Raw genomic sequence first — 16,971 nt, 5'->3', positions numbered from 1 at the left:
CGGTCCGGTTCATGTCAGGATTGGGTGAGCCGGTGGCCGGCTCCCGGGTCAGATGAACTCTTGCGGTGGCCGGTAGTGTTCCTGGGTCATCAGGTCGATACCGCAATTCACCGAAGATACCCAGTCCAGGAAACGGCTAACCATTTCCGGGCCTTCGAAGCGTTTGCCATGCTGGGGCACGATCATGGCGACATCCATGCCCCGAACCATGTTGGCCCACAGTTCACACACCTTGCGGGAACCGATGTAGCGTCGATGGAAACCCTTCATGAACGGAATATGGGCATCGAAGTCCGTCACCGGTTTGTGGTCTTCCGTTGCGCCCATCGAGGCCCCCAGGTCTCCCGAGAAGAGAATTTTTGATACGGGATCATAGAACTGCAGGTTACCCACCGAGTGCATGAAGTGGGCGGGCAGGCACTCGATATGACTTTCGCCGAACTTCACCCTGGCTCCCCGGTCCGGTATCGGAATGATCCGGTCAAACACATTGCTGCCCAGCTGATTGGTCACGTAACCGGACGCCAGGTGGGGCAGGAACCGGGCCCACAACTTCGAGGTAACGATCTGGGCGCGGGTGTGGACGATCCAGCGGTCAATGGCGCCGATAATATCCGGGTCCTGGTGGGACGCGAACACATAGTCCATCTCACGGATATTCATGTACCGTGATGCCGCCACCGACAGCGGCGTGTAGGTGAGGTCTCCACCCGGGTCGATCAGGGCCTCGTGGTCGCCGTCCACAATAAGGAACTGATTGGACTGAACCCCCTCACCAGTGACCAGCGAGTCGAACATCAGGCATTTGTGGTGACCATTATCAAACAGGACGATGGGCTCGGCTGCCATCTCTCACTCCTCGAAAAAAGCCCGGAAACGAATGCCGGGCAGGATACGGAGATGGGTCCCTGGAAGTATTGCGTCAGGTCAAACCAGCTGACATTGATCAAGATCCGGTCTCCGGTAGCCGCTCGATCAGTCGTCTTGCTCCCCGATTGAGCACTCGCTGCATGGCAGCCTGCAGGGTCGGGCCGGAATAGGGGATCACCTCATCGAAATCGACGGTGTAATGCAGGTACGTGGACATGTCGGGTGTTTCTGACAGGCGAATACGCCCCAGGTGATTACGGAAGGCGCTGAAGCTGGTCACGGTATATTCGATCAGGTGATCGGGTTCGAAGGTAATGATGGTTTCTTCAATGCCCACCGGGCCAATGCCAATCCAGCGAACCGATCCGGTTCCGTTAGGGTCCGCCTGGTCACTGTCACGTATGCGCCTGACCGGCAAGCCGATCAGCTCCCCAAGGCGGTTGTGGTCTGAGAGCAAACGGAAAACCTGCTCCCGCGGGAAAGGCAGTTGCTCTGTGAGTTCGGCGCGGAACCTGGTCATAGGCAATGGTCTGTCATTGTTATTGTTTAAACGTTTAGACTACTCCGTTAGTCAGCGCAGAAAAAGTCGCGCTTTCACACCCATATCCAGGATGAACCCATGAACAAGGACGAGCCCGCATTTCCCCAACCGGGTGATGACAAACCTGCAGAGTCCCGCTGGAAGGCGTTGGGGGACCTCTCTACACCGCTGTACGGCCTGTTCGCCCTGGGGGTTTTGTACACGCTCTATATTGCACACGAGATTGTGTTGCCCATTATCCTGGCCATCCTGGCCAGTCTGTTACTGGCGCCCATGGTGAGCCGGGCCCTGCGGCTGGGTGTGCCCCGCTTCGTCAGTTCGCTGATACTGGTGCTGGCCCTGCTGGCAGGCATTCTCGGGCTTGGCTGGGCGGTGGTTACCCCGGCCCTGGAATGGGCAGAGGAGGCGCCAGAGGGCGTTTCCCGGCTGCTGGTAGGGCAAAGCACTTTCCGAACTCAGCTGGAGAAGGTATCCGAGTCGGCGCGAAAGGTGGAAGAGTCAGTGGAGGACCTGGCCGAGAACGAGGCCAGGGAGCAGCCGACCACGGTCGTCTTGCAGACTGACTCCTGGCGCAGTCAGCTGATGACCAAGGCCCGCAAAGGCGTAGTCGGCCTGGCGCTGGCGCTTGCCCTGACCTATTTCCTGCTGGTCAGCGGAGACCGCCTGATTCACAATTTTATCCGCCAACTGCCCGTGGGTCAGCGCCGTCGGGCGCTGGTCATTGTCAGGGACTCACAGAGCCAGATCGCGCAGTACCTCGGTGTCATCGGAATCAGTAACCTGGTGATTGGCATCACCACTGGCCTGATGTGCTGGGCCATTGGCCTGCCGGATCCAGCAGTATGGGGCCTGGTGGCCGGGCTTGCCCGGTTTGTTCCCTATCTTGGTGTGATCCTTACGATCACCTTGCTGGCTGTGGTTTCTGCCACCAGTCTCGAAGAGGTCTGGTTGATGGCACTGGCCCCCCTCGGTTATCTCGTACTCACTTCGTTGGTCGGGTTCTTCATTGAACCGTGGATTCATGGTTTTCGAATGGCGATCAATCCCGTTATCATTTTCGTAGCCATTTTCTTCTGGGGCTGGTTATGGGGGCCTGTGGGTGTGCTGCTGGCGGTTCCGCTGATGACTGTCATCCAGGTGGTACTGAAGCAGATTCCCCGGCTTCGTCCCGTATACCGGGTAATCGCCCGGTAATTTCAGCCACGCTCTGGCGGACTATCCTGATTCCTGGGTCGATCATTGAATGACGAGGAGGAACGGATGACCATTCCAGACACCATGAAAGCGGTTCAGCTCACCGGACACGGTGGCCTGGACAAGCTGGTATACCGGGAAGACGTGCCCGTACCACAGCCGGCAGCGGGGGAGGTACTGATCCGGGTAAGCGCCTGTGGCATGAACAACACGGATGTCTGGGTGCGTGAGGGCGCCTATGGTTCCGATACCGATCCGGCGTCTGTCTCCACGTGGCGCCGTGGGCGTTCAACCCTGACCTTTCCGCGCATTCAGGGCACAGATACCGTGGGCCAGATTGTCGCGGTCGGTTCTGGTGTGCCGGATGAACGAATCGGCCAGCGGGTGATCGTCGACTTTTCCATCTACAACCGTCCCCCGGGCGACGACAGCCTCGCCGATATTGACTATATCGGCCATGGCCGTGACGGTGGCTACGCCGAGTACACCGCCGTTCCCTCCGACAACGCCCATACTATCGACACTGATCTCAGTGATGCCGAACTGGCGACGTTCTGCTGTGCTTACCTGACTGGTGAGCACATGCTGGAGCGGGCAGCGCTGAAAGCCGGTGAGCGGGTGCTGGTGACCGGGGCTTCCGGCGGGGTTGGCTCCGCGATTATCCAGCTGGCTCGCGCGAGGGGCGCCATTCCCTACGCAGTCACCACGCCGGAGAAGGCGCAGGCACTGAAAGATATCGGCGCCGAGGGTGTCATCTTCCGTGGTGAGGGTGACCTTGTTGAGTCGGCTGAAAGAATGGTTGGTGGCGCGCCCGTTGATGTGGTCGCCGACCTGGTGGCAGGTCCCATGTTCAATGACCTGCTGCGTATTCTCAAGATGGAAGGGCGTTACACGACAGCCGGGGCTATCGGTGGCCCGGTGGTGCAGCTGGATCTCCGTACCATGTACCTCAAGCAGCAACAGCTGAACGGGTCATCCCAGGGGACCCGCAAGGATTTTCAGCGTCTGCTGGGCTACATTGAACAGAACAGGATCCGGCCCCTGCTGGACCGGACCTTCCGGCTTTCCGACTTCCACCGGGCCCAGACCGAGTTCATGGCCAAGCAATACATCGGCAAGCTGGTGGTAGTACCTGACAGCCTCTGGGAGGAAAAAGGAGCCACCTATGCCGGTGACTGAGTTCCGCAGGCACCCGAATCACCGGACCCGGTCCATTGAGCTGGTTGACATGCAGTCGGGTGGGGACGTGTCACGGATCGTTACCCGTGGCGTTGGTCACTTGCCTGGCGGTTCGGTGCTCGAGCAGATGCGTTATTTGCAGCAGCACGGCGATGGCTTCCGCCGCTGGTTGCTTAACGAGCCCTACGGTGACCCGTACATGTCAGTGGACCTGATCGTGCCACCCGATCATCCACAGGCCCAGGCCGGCTATATCATCATGGAAGCCATGGGCTACCCGCTTTATTCAGGTTCCAACACTATCTGTACCGCAGCGGCGATCCTTGAGAACGGTGTAGTGCCGCTGGAAGAGGGGGATCAGACCCTGGTGCTTGAATCCCCGGCGGGGCTCGCCTGGGTAACCGCCCATAACCGGGACGGTCGGGTGCAGTCGGTGACGACCCGCAGTGAACCGGCCTTTGTCTGTGAACAGAACATGAAAGTGAACGTTCCCGGCTGGGGAGGGGTTCGTTTTGACCTTGTCTGGAGTGGCGCCTACTTTGCCCTGGTGGACGCAGAGTCCCTTGGCTTTGCGCTGATGCCCGGAGAAACAGGCCGTATGGCTGAGTTTGGACTTGCCCTGGTAGAAGCCGCCAGGCCCTTAGTGACCGACCAGCACCCGGAACTGGGAGGCGTTGGTCCCTTGCCCTTCGCCCACTTTATGGGCCCCCTGGAACCGGTAGAGGGCGGTTTCCGTTCACGTTCTGCCACCTATGTGCATCCCGGTGTGATCTGCCGCAGTCCCACCGGGACCGGAACATCAGCGAGAATGGCATTGATGTATGAAAATGGCCAGCTGCGCAAGGGAGAGACCCTGGAGACGGTTTCCCCGAAGGGTAGCGCATTCCTGGGCCGTTTGCTGGGTGAGGCAGCGGTCAGCCACTACCGCGCTGTGAATACGGATATTACCGGCCGTGCCTGGACCCTGGCCCGCTCAGAAGTGTTGCTGGACCTGGATGACCCGCTGGTAGATGTGTCCGACCTGGAGGGCGTACTCGATTCCGGACCGGCGGCCTGATGCCCTGTGTTCGGTGCGGAGTGGTCAGCGCAGTAGCCCGGACATGGAGATTACCGAACGCGCTACCTCGGGCAATTTGCGACCCTGGTCCATTGCCAGCTTACGCAGCTGTTTGTGGGCTTCGTCTTCGCCAACCTGCTGGTGCTGCATCAGCAGCTCCGCGGCTTTGCCGATGGCCCTGCGATCCTCCAGGGCTTCCCGCGACCGGTTCAGCTCCTGGTTGACCTGGTCCAGTCTCCGGGCCTGTTGCCGGACAAGGTCCATGATCGAGCGGCCCAGTATGCGACCAGCCTCAGAGTGGGTAAAGTTGCCGGCGCGGTCAGGGTGGCTGGTGCCGCAGATCACCAGGACAGGCTGTGGTGCGTAGCCGGATTCATCCAGGCTTTCCGTGAGTTTCTCCTCATGGGCAAGGGCATTCCGGGCTTCGGTATACCGTTCAATGCACCGCCGATGGAAGTGATCTTCCATCCGGTCTTCCAGGTCCTTGAGCTGGTCAATACGACGGGTCATCAGTGCGAACCACTGTTCAGCCAGCTTCGCATCCAGCGGCCGGTAGCGCCCTGCCGAGCAGGCCAGCCCTCGCAGGGGTTGCAGCTCCTGCCAGTAGGGCTCAAGGTGGTGCCCCTTCCAGAGGGCCAGCAGATCCGGGACTGCAAACTGTCCGAATACAACGAATGACTGCTCCTGTGCATCGATAAGGTGCGTGATGCGCCGGGACAGGGCAGGGTCGAACCTGCCGCGGGAGAACCCCAGCGCTCCCCAGGCTCGCTCCTGCCCGGCCAGCTCCTTGCCCTGCATCAGGTTGACCAGGGCCACGAGCATACCGGCTATGGCAGGGTCTACCACGGTCTCCGCCGCATCAAAGACGACAGTCAGCAAGTGCCGGATCCGATCGATGTAGGCGTGTATGGCAGTTTCAGCGGAGATCTCAAGGCGGCGAATCCCATGGCGCAGATCGGGCATGGATTCGAGCCCGTGAAGTGCCGCGGCAATGGAATTGAGCAAGCTGGTGCTGGTGGGGTGAAGGGTGAGTTCGCCCTGGATTTCCATCAGTTCCCGCTCGAACGCTGTCTGCTGCTGGTCACTGTCGCGGATCATCGCTTCCAGTTCGCCTGAAAACCGGGTCCCACCAGAGCCGAGGAAAACATTGCTGGCGCCCCGTTCGCGCTGGAGCCTGTGAATCAGGTTGCCGGCGCTGAGTATCAGCTTGCCCATCTGCAAAAAGCGCTCTAGGTTTCCCAGTTCACAACGCTTTGATGCAATCAGGTAGTCTGACGCACGGGGGCGTCGGTGAGGCTTGGTATTCAGCGAAGCGCTGGCCATGGCGTTGTGCCTCCCTGGAAATTGGCCTGTCATCGTAATGAGAGGACAGCAAGTTGCGGGCCAGTGTGGTAAGTGGTTATCCGGCAACCAGGCAAACGATCGTTTGAACCGGGTCCTGCTTTCTGTAAAAATGCCTGAATTTTCAGCGAAAAGTCAGCGCAGCGATTTTTCCATATCAGGGAGTGAGTACGGGTATGTCGAAGTTCAGATGGAGCTCTGCCGGACTGTCGGTCCTGGTTATGGTGGCCCTGATCGTCTGGCTGGCCACAGGGGATATCCGGTCGTCAGAAGACAGCGCGCCGGAGCCGCGTAATGAAGAAGCCAGCGGACTTCCGATGGTGGAGGTGGAACAACGTCATGCAACCACCTTTGAGCCTGCCGTGCGTATACAGGGCCAGGTTGAAGCCTGGCGTCGCCTCGAGGTCAGCGCGCGACTCAGTGGCGAAGTCGAGCAACTGGATGTCGAGCTTGGCGATGAGGTAAGCCGCGGAGATCGCCTGCTGGTGCTCTCCGAAGATGACCGGCCCGCCGCCGTTGCTGGTGCCCGGGCCCGGGTTCGTCAGCTGGAAGCAGAGCTGGCGGCAGCTGATCGCCTGCGCTCTGACAGGCTGGTATCCGAGTCTGAAAAGCTGAGACTGGAGAGCGAGCTTGCTTCGGCCCGGGCGGAACTGCGCCAGGCGAACCTTGCCATGACCTACCTGGAGCCCCGGGCGCCGTTTGATGGTGTCGTCAACGACCGCCAGGTCGAGACCGGAACCCTGGTCCAGGCGGGGGAACCGCTGGTCGAACTTGTACAGGTCGACCCGTTGAAGGTTTCCGGCTTTGTACCCCAGCAACAGGTGGGGCAACTGTCACCCGGCCAGCCGGTCACTGTGAGTCTGCTGGATGGTCGCGAGCTGGAGGGCAAACTGACCTTTATTGCCAGTGCCGCCGACCCGGAAACCCGCAGTTTCCGCATTGAGGCAAGGGTTCAGAATCCCGACAGGTTGCGCATCGCCGGCGGCAGCGCCAGCGTTGCCATCCGGCAGCCTTCCCGGCAGGCGCTGTACCTGTCACCTGCCTTGCTTAGTCTGGGCCCGGACGGACGTCCGGGGATCCTTCATGTCAACGGGGACAACCGGGTCGCGTTCAGTCAGGTGGATCTGCTCAGTGTCAGTACCAGCGGGGCATGGGTCAGCGGCATCGACTTTCCGGTGCAGCTGATCACCCGTGGAGGGGGCTTCGTTGCCCACGGCCAGGAAGTCCTGCCGATTCCCGCAGACCCGGAGGGCTGATCCATGCGCGCGCTGATCCATGCGGCCATGGACCGTAGCCGCACAACCCTTCTATTACTGAGCTTCCTGTTGCTCGGTGGGCTTGCGGCATTCAATTCGATTCCCAAGGAATCCAACCCCGACGTCACCATCCCCATGATCTACGTCTCTGTCTCCCTCGAGGGTGTGAGTCCGGAGGACGCAGAGCGATTACTGGTGCGGCCCCTGGAGCAGGAGCTGCGCTCGCTGGAAGGCATCAAGGAAATGCGCGGTACCGCCGCCGAAGGCTATGCCTCCGTTGTCCTGGAGTTCGATGCCGGCTTTGACCCGGACCAGGCGCTGCAGGATGTGCGGGAAAAAGTGGACGCCGCCCAGACCGAGCTGCCCACCGAGGCCGACGAGCCCTCCGTGCAGGAAATCAACGTTTCCCTGTTCCCGATCCTTTCGATTGGCCTGTCCGGGCCGCTGTCTGAGCGGGAGCTGATCACCATCGCCAGGGAGCTCCAGGAGGCCATTGAGGGCATCCCTGAAGTACTCGAGGTGGAAATCGGCGGTGACCGCGAAGACCTTCTTGAAATCGTGGTCAACCCCCAGGTCCTGGAAAGTTACGGGGTGGACTATGACCAGTTGGCGACCCTGGTGCGCCGTAACAATCAGCTTGTTGCTGCGGGTAGCCTGGATACCGGCCAGGGTCGCATGGCCATCAAGGTGCCCGGCGTGGTGGAAGATGTCGAAGACGTGATGGCTATGCCGGTCAAGGTCAGTGGTGACCGGGTGGTGACGTTTGGCGATGTGGCGATGCTGCAGCGTACCTTCAAGGACCCCACCGGCTTTGCTCGTATCAATGGCGAACCGGCCGTAGTGCTGGAAGTTTCCAAGCGTGCCGGCGCCAATATCCTGGAAACCGTGGCCCAGGTACGGGGCCTGATGGACGCCGCTGCCCCACGGCTGCCGGAGGAACTGGAGGTCCGCTACACCATGGATCAGTCCGAAGATGTCAGGGATATTCTTTCGGACCTGCTCAATAACGTGCTAACGGCCATCGTGCTGGTGGTCATTGTGGTGATTGCAGCCATGGGCCCGAGGTCTGCTGCGCTGGTGGGTATCACGATTCCCGGGGCATTTCTGAGTGGTATCCTGGTGATCTGGGGAATGGGTTACACCATGAACATCGTGGTGTTGTTCAGCCTCATCCTGGTGGCCGGGATGCTGGTGGACGGCGCTATCGTGGTGTCCGAGCTGGCCGACAGAAACCTGTCCGAGGGCATGTCGCCACGCAAGGCATGGGCTGAGGCCGCCAGTCGCATGGCCTGGCCGGTAATCGCTTCTACCGCCACTACCCTTGCGGTGTTTGTGCCGCTGCTGTTCTGGCCCGATACAGTGGGCGAGTTCATGAAGTACCTGCCCATCACCGTCATCATCTGCCTGACGGCCTCCCTCGCCATGGCGCTGGTGTTCCTGCCGGTCATGGGGGGTGTCAGCGGTGGCAGGCGCCGGCGGGAAACCTCGGGTGAAGGTGTGTTTGTGAAGGGTTATCGCAAGGTGCTGTCGAGGCTGCTGCGGTTCCCGGGCACCACGCTGTTGGGTGCGTTGGTCATTGTCGGGGCGATCGGATGGGCCTACGGCACTTTCAACCATGGTGTGGAGTTTTTCCCTGAGGTTGAACCGGAATCTGCGCAGGTGCAGGTCCGTGCCCGGGGCGACCTGTCCATTCACGAGCGGGACGCCATTGTGCGCGAGGTAGAAAAGCGACTGGCAGGGTCACCAGAGGTGTCTTCCCTGTATGGCCGCTCTATGGTCAGTGCCGGTGAGCAGATGGCGCCCGACGTGATCGGTACCCTGCAGTTCCGCTTTACCGAATGGGATGAGCGTCGGCCCGCGTCGGAGATTCTCGCAGATTTCCGGGAAATGACGGCGGATATCCCGGGCATTGTGCTGGAGTTCCGTCAGCAGGAGGAGGGGCCTGGTGGCGGCAAACCCGTGGAGATCATGGTGACCGGCCAGGACTATGGAAAGCTGGACGACTATGTGACCTGGCTGAGGGCTGCGATGGAAGAGACGGGCGGATTTGTGGACGTTGAGGACGACCGCAGCCTGCCGGGCATCGAATGGCGGCTCGAAGTGGATCGGGAAGCGGCTTCCCGTTTTGGTACCGACGTGGCCAGCATCGGCAGCTCAGTGCGCCTGGTCACCAATGGCCTGGTGCTGGCCACCTACCGCCCGGCGGACGTGCGGGATGAAGTGGATATTGCCGTACGGGTACCGAGAGCGTGGCGGGAGCTGGATCAGCTCGAGCGACAGACACTCAATACCTCCAGGGGGCAGGTGCCCCTGTCCCAGTTTGTGACCCTGGAGCCGGCACCCAAGACCGGTACCATTTCGCGGCTGGATGGGGAACGGGCGATTACGGTGAAGGCGGACGTGCGGCCTGGCTTCAACGCCAACGCCCAGTTGGAGGCCCTGCGATCCCGGTTGCCGGAGCCGCCGGATCAGGTCCAGGTCAGCTTTGGTGGTGAAGATGAGGAGCAGCGCCGGGCGATGGAGTTCCTGATGACCGCCTTCTTGGTGGCCATCTGCCTGATGACGCTGATCCTGGTGACACAGTTCAATTCCCTTTACCAGACCCTGCTGATCCTGTCGGCCATTGTGTTGTCGACCGCTGGTGTTCTGCTGGGGTTGCTGCTGAACGGCCAGTCCTTCGGTGTGGTCATGGTGGGAATGGGCATCATTGCCCTGGCAGGGATTGTGGTGAACAACAACATCATCCTGATTGATACCTTCAACCAGTTGCGCTCGGAGGGGGCGGCGCCGCTGGAGGCGGCCCTGGAAACCGGATGCCTGCGCCTGCGTCCGGTGTTGCTCACCGCCATCACTACGATACTCGGCCTGATGCCCATGGTGCTGGGAGTGAACGTTGACCTGTTGACGCCTTCCCTGGGTATCAATGCCCCGTCTACCCAGTGGTGGACCCAGCTTTCCAGTGCCATTGCTGGTGGGTTGGCCTTCGCGACGTTCCTTACCTTGCTGCTGACGCCGGTGCTGCTGGTGATCGGGCCCGGATCAAGGACTTCGAAAGAAAAGGTCTGAGCCAGGGGGAAGAGCGGAACCGCAGGCCATCGGTCAGTTGGTGGACTGCTCCGGCGGGGGGGCACTTTCGAGGTCGTCGCCCGGCGAGACTTCCGGGTAGCGGGCAAAAAGTGCTTCCTGTTTCTCGGCTCGCTGCTCTGGCGTCAGGTCCGGATCCGCCTGTATCTCCATCACTTCAAGGGTGTAACGGGTCAGTTTTTCCTCGCGGCCATAGAGTTGTTCGGCCAGCTCCGGACCCAGGTGGGTTCGGCGCAGCCGGGTGACCTGTTCATAGTCGTTGCGCAACGAGCCCGTGTCACTGCGCATTGCCAGGGTGTCGGAAATTTCCCGGAACGCATTGCTGTAACGATAGTATTTTTCGGCAACCTCGACCGCCTGGGTTCCGGCCGGACCGTCCAGGCCCGCCTCGATCATCGCTTTGAGTTCTTCCAGTTGTTGCTCGTCCATGGTCACGCGGGCGTCAAGGAATGCCTGCTCAAGGACAGTCTGGGCGGCTTCGTTGATGACCAGGTCGCCGTTCTCATCGACGTCCACTCGGCTGAGCGCATAGGCAACCTGCTCAAGCTGGAACGGGATATTCAGGTCCGTTTCCTCATTGCTTTGGTCGGCTATTTCGGCAGGTTGCTCGGGTGTCTCTGCCGCCAACAGGGACTCCGAGAACGTCCGGGCTTCCGGTTTGGCCGCTGGCTGGGCAGGTTGCCCGGGTGTGAAACTCCTCCCTGAGACCTGTTCGGGGATGGGGTCAGGCGCAGGCTCGGGAATCAGGGCCTGGCCCCCGGCCCAGATGGTGACAGCTACGACCACCAGCACCGCGGCGCCGCCCCCGATCATGACGGTCCGGTTTTTCCGTTGAGGCTCGGGGGCGGCTTTCCGGGATTTCTGGATCCGGGTGCTCACGGCATCAGCTCCTCAATGCCCTGACGTTCCCGGATGTTGGATATGGTCGTGCCCGACCACTTCTTCATCGCACGGCGCAGGCTGGAGGCGCAGGAAAACCCGACAATCTCCGCCACTTCATCCACACTCAGGGCGGATGACCTCAACTGGTGGGTGGCAATCTCCATACGCACCGAGTGCAGCAGTTTGCGGAAGGAGGTTTTTTCCGCCGCCAGGCGCCGGGTCAGGGAGCGTGGGGGCATCTGCATGCCCCGGGCCACCTGTTCCAGGTCGATGTCGGGGTTGAAGTGAGCCCGGATATGCCAGCGCACCCGGTCAGTAAAGGTGATATCCACCGGTGCCTGGTTCAGCTCCTGTTCACACTGCTGGATAAGCTTTCGCCAGGCCCGGCGGCGGTATGGGCGGAAAGGTTTGATGACATAGCTGTAGTCGGCGGATATGGCGGTCTTGTCAGCGCCGAAAGTGACGGACTTGCAGGGCAGTTGGCTGTATAGCTCCACATGGCCAGGCTCGGGATAGTCCAGGGTGACATGCACATCAGTATCCCTGGCTGCGGGATTCCCGCAAAGCGTCCAGAGCCGTGACGTCATGGCCACGCGGAATTCGAGGGTAAACTGGCGAATATCGTCGTCGTAGGCCTCGTCAGCGGCATACTCGAGTGGATCCACTACTCGCCGGTTGCAGTCAATGTAGGTGGTGGGGCGTGACACCATAAGGGCATAGTAGGGTTGGGCTATTACCAGGTATCGGCGGAAGGCCTCGCCGGCGTCCTTGAGGCTGGGGCTCGAATGGATCGTGTAGCCCAGTGTGCCCCAGAAACTCCAGTCCAGTTCCATCCCTGTAATCAGGCCCAGGCCCGGCTTCCGGCACTGCTGAATGCCGTTGCGCACAAGTGCCTGTTGCTGCAGATAGCTGATCCGGATGTCCTGCATCTCGAACATCGCCGGCGAAATGCCCGTGCCCCTTAGCAGGTCTGCCAGGTCCGCGCCGTGGCGGGTGAATACTTCAATAAAGCCCAGGGGGTGGAGGTGGAGCGGGATCACTCTGGCATTGAAGTCCATGATGTAGAACCCCTCTTGTTGTCATTGGAATTTTGTCAATGGCGTTTTTGTACTGCTGTTGTAACCGTTGTTTGTAGTGTGCCGTCATTCGCACGGGGGTAACAGGAACCCCTTAACAAAAAACCATTCGCGTTATGGAATGAGAAAAGCACTGGCCCAGCCACGTAGGGGCGCTACTCAGGGGCGCGCAATGCGGTTATATAAACCCCGGATTTCTGAGTACTTTGCTTAGTGGCGTGTGGTTGGTTGTTCAGACGGCTGAAACCGGCAGGGAATCTGGTACCGGTTACCCAACCTTCTGCATAGTAGGGTGAGATCGGTACCGTCTCGTATGACAGGACCCGCAAAATGTGGCCCTCAGAGGAATGTCGCGCTAACAGATCGCGATCACCGTCGCCATCGGCCGGGGGGTAATTGTCAGGCAATGTTTCCCGCAGCGACCCCCGATGCCCAGGCCCACTGAAAATTGTGACCGCCAAGGTGCCCGGTAACATCGACCACTTCACCAATAAAGAACAGCCCGGGTACGTCATTCGCCGCCATTGTTTTCGAAGACAACTGGCGGGTATCAACCCCTCCCAGCGTCACTTCGGCTGTTTTCCGAACACATCTCAGAAAGTTGTCAAAAATGGTCGCATAGCGAACATTCGGATGGCAGGATAACGCACTGAATAAGAGGCCAATTTGGAGAGCCAACGGAAAATTGGTCGAATTAATTCACTGGTTAGGATTGCGGCGTTTCGGAACGTCGTCTGTCAAGGTAGTTGGAACTTGATTCCTGTCGGCTCTAATGAGCCACGCACTGCTCTTTAACAGTTTGCTCCTCGGGTAGTGGGTTTAACCACACCGCTCCCACGGGGTCGCAGTTGCGAATACCGGCTGACCAACGGCCAGGATTCTTGTTTCGGGCTTTAAGCAACGTCATTTTTCGGCTCGCCAGGATGTCAGCATCTTTTTTATCATGGCGATCCGCCGGAGTTACGTAACGGATCGCGCTGTGGCGATGTTCCTTGTTGTACCACCGGATGAATGAGTTCGCCCAGTCACGAGCCAATTGCAGGCTCTCAAAGCCCTCTGGCGGGTACTCCGGGCGTTGCTTGACAGTACCGAACAGCGACTCGATATAGGCGTTGTCATTGGACACTCGCGGTCGACTGTAAGACGGCTTAACCCCCAGCTTTTCGAAGGTGGCCGGCAGGGTGCCGCCTTTCATGGCGCTGCCGTTATCAGAATGCACCACCGGTGGGTTGTTTACGCAGCCCTCGCGCAGCAGTGCCTTTCGCAATACCACTTCGCTGTTGGCCGCGTTTTCCGCGTCGAACACTTCAGCACCAACGATTTTGCGGCTGTACACATCGAGCATAAAGTACAGGTAGAAGAATCGCCCCCGAACGGTCGACTTCAGGTAGGTCACGTCCCAGCACCAGACCTGATTCGGTCTGGTGGCCTCGTGACGGCGTGGCGGACCGACTCGCCCGGAGTGACGGGCACCTCGGCGATGGTTCTCGTTGTGCTCGCTCAGAACGCGATAGAACGACGATTCCGAGGCGATGTACCACCCATGGTCGTCCATCAGCAACGGCACAACCTGAGACGGCGGTAAGCTGGCATAATCGGATTGGTGGCAAACGGCCAGGATCATCGCTTTCTCCATGGCAGTAAGTGCGTGAGACGGCGTCTGTTTGGGCGCACCGGGCCGACCGTCCTTACCGCCAGCTTTCCAGCGGCGGTACGTGTTGGTGCCAATACCCAGGTCGGCACAGGCGCTTTTCAGGCGCGCACCATCGGTTCGCGCCTCATCGACCAGCTGCACGGCACGCTGGCGATCCAGGGCACTGGTCAGTCGTCCTCGTCCCCCCAGATCGCCTGGGCCTTTTTTCGCAGGGTCAGCAGCGCAGCCGTTTCTGCCAGTGCGGCTTCTTTGCGTTTGAGCTCACGCTCCAGCTGGCGAGTACGCTTTTTCTCCTGCTTGACCGCTTCGCGAGAACGCTGTTCAACCTTCTCATCGCGATCGTTAGCGGTTTCACAACTCTGGCGCCAACGGTGAATCTGCTCAGGATAAAGGCCACGTTTTCGGCAGTATTCACCCACTTCCGACTCGCTCAGTGCGGCAGTCTCAAGTACGGCGTTGAATTTGTCCCGGGAGCTCCATCCCTCCGGGTTTGAACCATGATCTGGCAACAGTTTCCCTTCTTTGCGGGCTTTACTGCGCCAGTTATACAGCGTGGCATCAGATATGCCTTCTTCTTCCGCCACTTCGGCCACAGGCCGGTTATTGGGTGGAAGTAATTTACGCAGGATCGCTTCGCGGCGCCATGGAGAATACTTCATGAAAACCTCTGTCTCGCCCCACTTTATTTAGAGAGTCTAACATCGGGTGAGGTTCCAACTACCTTGACAGAGGGGGGGAAAAGTCGATGAACTGGCGTGAACGGAGGTTAACCCCCTTCATCTCATCGAACATTCCTTTTCGCAAGGGGGGGAGTTTGTCTCGACATGGAGACGAACGCCGATTATTGACGAGCTCTGATCTCGTCAATAACCCTTTATTTTTATTGCGTTTTGTCTTTTTCATTGCTCAAGAAACTCTATGATCTCAGCGTCCGTGATATTCGGCTTACAAAAAGCCTGAACTCTACGTACCGGAGAGTTTACGCGATGACGGTATGCCAGAGATGTTCGCCTACCATCTATGCTAATAGACTTTAACACACCGTCAAGCTCTTGCTCCCATTTATGTCCCTGATCGGACGGCAAATACCTCCAATGAAGGATTGTCCCATCAATTTCAGCTATGGCATTAACCACCTCAATAGCTGCGCCATACCTATCTCCAGGATCTGGCCTCAAACATTTGTTTATAACACGCTGAAGCTTCTTAGGGATATGTAGTGGGTAAGCCTTTCTATCAGGGAACTTCCCATCCCTGACATCTTTGGCAAATTTGTCTCCATCATTATATACGGAGAATTGCTCATAGAAGGCGCTGTTTCCCACACACATCCGGTACATGGTGAGCCCCATTTGGTATATGTCAAATCTATTGTCAAATTCCTTCTCTCGATTACCGAAAACTTCTGGCGGCATTTGCTTAATATATAGCATGGGCTGTTTGGCTATACCTTCTTCATCCATAACCTGAGTTAATCCAAAATCTGCTAGTAGAGCTTCGTTTCGATCTGATATTAGAATGTTATCTGGCTTTACATCAAAGTGTATCAAGCCCTTTGAGTGAACGTTGTGCAAACCATTAAGCGCATGCGTTGAGTAACGTATGATTTCTCTTACAGTTAGAAATCTATCTTGCATCCGCTTATTCAAAGATCCATTTTTATAAAATGGAGAGGCGACGTAAATCCTTTTGTCATCTTCACAAGCATAACTTACTTGAACTACGTTAGGGTGTGAGCTCTTATATAAAGTCCGCGCTTCTGAGAAATACTCGTGGGCGCTAAAACCATCTTTCTTTTCAACTTCTTTAATCACCAACTCCGCATCCAAATATTCATCATGTGCCCTGTAAACTTTCGAGTTTTGTCCCTCAAATCCAATTTCTTCTATTTTTTGGAATGAAACTTGTGCTTTTTGGTATGGAAACATTACGAAACAGCCCCTATCGCTACCAATGCAGCTTCCCTTAAGTTTTTCTGAGAAAGGATATTCCAGTTTACAATAACGTTAAAACGTCGCTCGCCCTTAAAAACCGCTTCGAGCTGTTTCGACTTTAGATTAAGCCTCGCAGCTATTGACGTCTTCCGGCCAGTAAAATAACTACTAACATCGCTGCTGGAAAATGCTTCTTGGACAACGCCTTCAATATGGAGTCTCGTTATATCAAGGTTTTGGGTATTAGCTTCAGCCACGCGGATTCCGGCATAACATATTGAGTATTCTCGCAATATATCAAGAACACAATTCCTTATATACTTAAGTTTTTCTGGAAAGTCTAAGGCAGACGGGACCTTTATCACTTCACTGTTTATTACCTCAAACTGCCCATCAGTCTTCCTTAGCACAACAAAAGTGGTTTTCTTTGGTTCGACTCTAATTCCTAATATATTCATTCTTATCAACCCTTACCGATTCGAACTTTTGCTCTGAAAATCCCAAGGCCGGTGGTAATTGGCGTCCCGTTGACCACATTATTAGCCGTGTATGCCCTGGCGATGAAGACAAGCTAGTGTTCCGTCCGGGTATTTCCTAAGCGCATATATGCTATAATTCGAGCTATTATTCACGAGTTTGGAGACTCTGTTTTGGCCCGGAAACCAGCTCCCTTTAATCTTACGGTAAACGATCAACTGGAGTTGGAAAGCTGGTTGCGAACAAGCACGCTGAGTCAGAATCTCGTTCTGCGAGCGCGAATCGTTTTGGCCCTGAATGCCGGTGAATCACCCAAAGTCGTTGCTGAGCGACTGGGAACCACGACGGCCACGGTATTCAAGTGGCGTAATCGTTACACCGAACAGGGCCTGAGCGGTCTTCAGGATGCACCAAGACCCGGGCAAC

At 57.9% G+C, this 16,971-nt stretch carries 13 protein-coding genes and 2 pseudogenes; 6 read left to right on the top strand and 9 right to left on the bottom strand.

What is annotated here, in order from left to right; translation table 11 throughout:
* Nucleotides 1-48 precede the first annotated feature (48 nt).
* Nucleotides 49-849, bottom strand: a complete 801-nt coding sequence (locus BM036_RS04255; protein ID WP_091849003.1) for an oxygen-binding di-iron domain-containing protein — start codon at nucleotides 847-849, stop codon at nucleotides 49-51.
* Between the two features lie 97 nt (nucleotides 850-946).
* Nucleotides 947-1,390: an SRPBCC family protein gene (locus tag BM036_RS04250; protein WP_091849002.1), complete on the bottom strand. Its 444-nt coding sequence runs from the start codon at nucleotides 1,388-1,390 to the stop codon at nucleotides 947-949.
* A 99-nt stretch (nucleotides 1,391-1,489) separates the two neighbouring features.
* On the opposite strand from BM036_RS04250, the gene BM036_RS04245 reads away from it, so the two are divergent.
* The 3 genes from BM036_RS04245 (at nucleotide 1,490) to BM036_RS04235 (ending at nucleotide 4,841) form a co-directional block, all read left to right on the top strand.
* Nucleotides 1,490-2,605, top strand: a complete 1,116-nt coding sequence (locus BM036_RS04245; RefSeq protein ID WP_091849001.1) for an AI-2E family transporter — start codon at nucleotides 1,490-1,492, stop codon at nucleotides 2,603-2,605.
* 66 nt (nucleotides 2,606-2,671) lie between these two features.
* Complete coding sequence (locus tag BM036_RS04240) at nucleotides 2,672-3,784, top strand: alcohol dehydrogenase family protein (protein ID WP_091849000.1); 1,113 nt, start codon at nucleotides 2,672-2,674, stop codon at nucleotides 3,782-3,784.
* Complete coding sequence (locus BM036_RS04235) at nucleotides 3,771-4,841, top strand: proline racemase family protein (protein ID WP_091848999.1); 1,071 nt, start codon at nucleotides 3,771-3,773, stop codon at nucleotides 4,839-4,841. The genes BM036_RS04240 and BM036_RS04235 overlap by 14 nt, the downstream gene beginning before the upstream one ends.
* A gap of 24 nt (nucleotides 4,842-4,865) precedes the next feature.
* Here BM036_RS04235 and BM036_RS04230 read toward each other — a convergent pair whose 3' ends face one another.
* The gene (locus BM036_RS04230) at nucleotides 4,866-6,164 is read right to left on the bottom strand and encodes a nitrate- and nitrite sensing domain-containing protein (RefSeq protein WP_091848998.1); all 1,299 of its coding nucleotides are present in this window, start codon (nucleotides 6,162-6,164) and stop codon (nucleotides 4,866-4,868) included.
* Between the two features lie 194 nt (nucleotides 6,165-6,358).
* On the opposite strand from BM036_RS04230, the gene BM036_RS04225 reads away from it, so the two are divergent.
* The gene (locus BM036_RS04225) at nucleotides 6,359-7,438 is read left to right on the top strand and encodes an efflux RND transporter periplasmic adaptor subunit (protein ID WP_091848997.1); all 1,080 of its coding nucleotides are present in this window, start codon (nucleotides 6,359-6,361) and stop codon (nucleotides 7,436-7,438) included.
* A 3-nt stretch (nucleotides 7,439-7,441) separates the two neighbouring features.
* On the top strand, nucleotides 7,442-10,504 hold the full coding sequence (locus BM036_RS04220) for an efflux RND transporter permease subunit (protein WP_091848996.1): 3,063 nt from the start codon (nucleotides 7,442-7,444) through the stop codon (nucleotides 10,502-10,504).
* A 33-nt stretch (nucleotides 10,505-10,537) separates the two neighbouring features.
* On the opposite strand, the gene BM036_RS04215 is transcribed toward BM036_RS04220, so the two are convergent.
* The 6 genes and pseudogenes from BM036_RS04215 to BM036_RS04190 form a co-directional block, all read right to left on the bottom strand.
* Nucleotides 10,538-11,401 carry a lipase secretion chaperone gene (locus tag BM036_RS04215; protein WP_091848995.1) on the bottom strand — a complete coding sequence of 288 codons (864 nt, stop codon included), beginning with the start codon at nucleotides 11,399-11,401 and terminating at the stop codon, nucleotides 10,538-10,540.
* Nucleotides 11,398-12,462 carry an AraC family transcriptional regulator gene (locus tag BM036_RS04210; RefSeq protein ID WP_091848994.1) on the bottom strand — a complete coding sequence of 355 codons (1,065 nt, stop codon included), beginning with the start codon at nucleotides 12,460-12,462 and terminating at the stop codon, nucleotides 11,398-11,400. Before BM036_RS04210 ends, BM036_RS04215 begins: the two co-directional genes overlap by 4 nt.
* 417 nt (nucleotides 12,463-12,879) lie before the next feature.
* A pseudogene (locus BM036_RS04205) lies at nucleotides 12,880-13,062 on the bottom strand (NAD(P)/FAD-dependent oxidoreductase); the annotation flags it as partial.
* A gap of 187 nt (nucleotides 13,063-13,249) precedes the next feature.
* Nucleotides 13,250-14,793, bottom strand: a pseudogene (locus BM036_RS04200) (IS3 family transposase).
* Nucleotides 14,794-15,033: 240 nt separating this feature from the next.
* Nucleotides 15,034-16,062 (bottom strand): serine/threonine-protein kinase, encoded by a 1,029-nt coding sequence (locus tag BM036_RS04195; RefSeq protein ID WP_091848993.1) that lies wholly within the window; start codon nucleotides 16,060-16,062, stop codon nucleotides 15,034-15,036.
* Complete coding sequence (locus BM036_RS04190) at nucleotides 16,062-16,526, bottom strand: hypothetical protein (protein WP_091848992.1); 465 nt, start codon at nucleotides 16,524-16,526, stop codon at nucleotides 16,062-16,064. The genes BM036_RS04195 and BM036_RS04190 overlap by 1 nt, the downstream gene beginning before the upstream one ends.
* A gap of 255 nt (nucleotides 16,527-16,781) precedes the next feature.
* Between BM036_RS04190 and BM036_RS20065 the strand changes: the two genes are divergently transcribed.
* Nucleotides 16,782-16,971: helix-turn-helix domain-containing protein (locus BM036_RS20065; protein WP_177185990.1), on the top strand; the 190-nt coding region annotated here is incomplete at its 3' end.

The organism is Marinobacter segnicrescens, assembly GCF_900111555.1.
In the GTDB taxonomy this organism is placed as follows: domain Bacteria; phylum Pseudomonadota; class Gammaproteobacteria; order Pseudomonadales; family Oleiphilaceae; genus Marinobacter; species Marinobacter segnicrescens.
Note: the sequence above shows the minus strand (reverse complement) of the source record. Positions and strands in the feature narration are given on the sequence as shown.

What these genes read in the sequence shown, in the direction of transcription:
- BM036_RS04255 (WP_091849003.1), bottom strand. Translation starts at nt 849, where the DNA reads ATGGCAGCCGAGCCCATCGTCCTGTTTGATAATGGTCACCACAAATGC.
- BM036_RS04250 (WP_091849002.1), bottom strand. Translation starts at nt 1,390, where the DNA reads ATGACCAGGTTCCGCGCCGAACTCACAGAGCAACTGCCTTTCCCGCGG.
- BM036_RS04245 (WP_091849001.1), top strand. Translation starts at nt 1,490, where the DNA reads ATGAACAAGGACGAGCCCGCATTTCCCCAACCGGGTGATGACAAACCT.
- BM036_RS04240 (WP_091849000.1), top strand. Translation starts at nt 2,672, where the DNA reads ATGACCATTCCAGACACCATGAAAGCGGTTCAGCTCACCGGACACGGT.
- BM036_RS04235 (WP_091848999.1), top strand. Translation starts at nt 3,771, where the DNA reads ATGCCGGTGACTGAGTTCCGCAGGCACCCGAATCACCGGACCCGGTCC.
- BM036_RS04230 (WP_091848998.1), bottom strand. Translation starts at nt 6,164, where the DNA reads ATGGCCAGCGCTTCGCTGAATACCAAGCCTCACCGACGCCCCCGTGCG.
- BM036_RS04225 (WP_091848997.1), top strand. Translation starts at nt 6,359, where the DNA reads ATGTCGAAGTTCAGATGGAGCTCTGCCGGACTGTCGGTCCTGGTTATG.
- BM036_RS04220 (WP_091848996.1), top strand. Translation starts at nt 7,442, where the DNA reads ATGCGCGCGCTGATCCATGCGGCCATGGACCGTAGCCGCACAACCCTT.
- BM036_RS04210 (WP_091848994.1), bottom strand. Translation starts at nt 12,462, where the DNA reads ATGGACTTCAATGCCAGAGTGATCCCGCTCCACCTCCACCCCCTGGGC.
- BM036_RS04195 (WP_091848993.1), bottom strand. Translation starts at nt 16,062, where the DNA reads ATGTTTCCATACCAAAAAGCACAAGTTTCATTCCAAAAAATAGAAGAA.
- BM036_RS04190 (WP_091848992.1), bottom strand. Translation starts at nt 16,526, where the DNA reads ATGAATATATTAGGAATTAGAGTCGAACCAAAGAAAACCACTTTTGTT.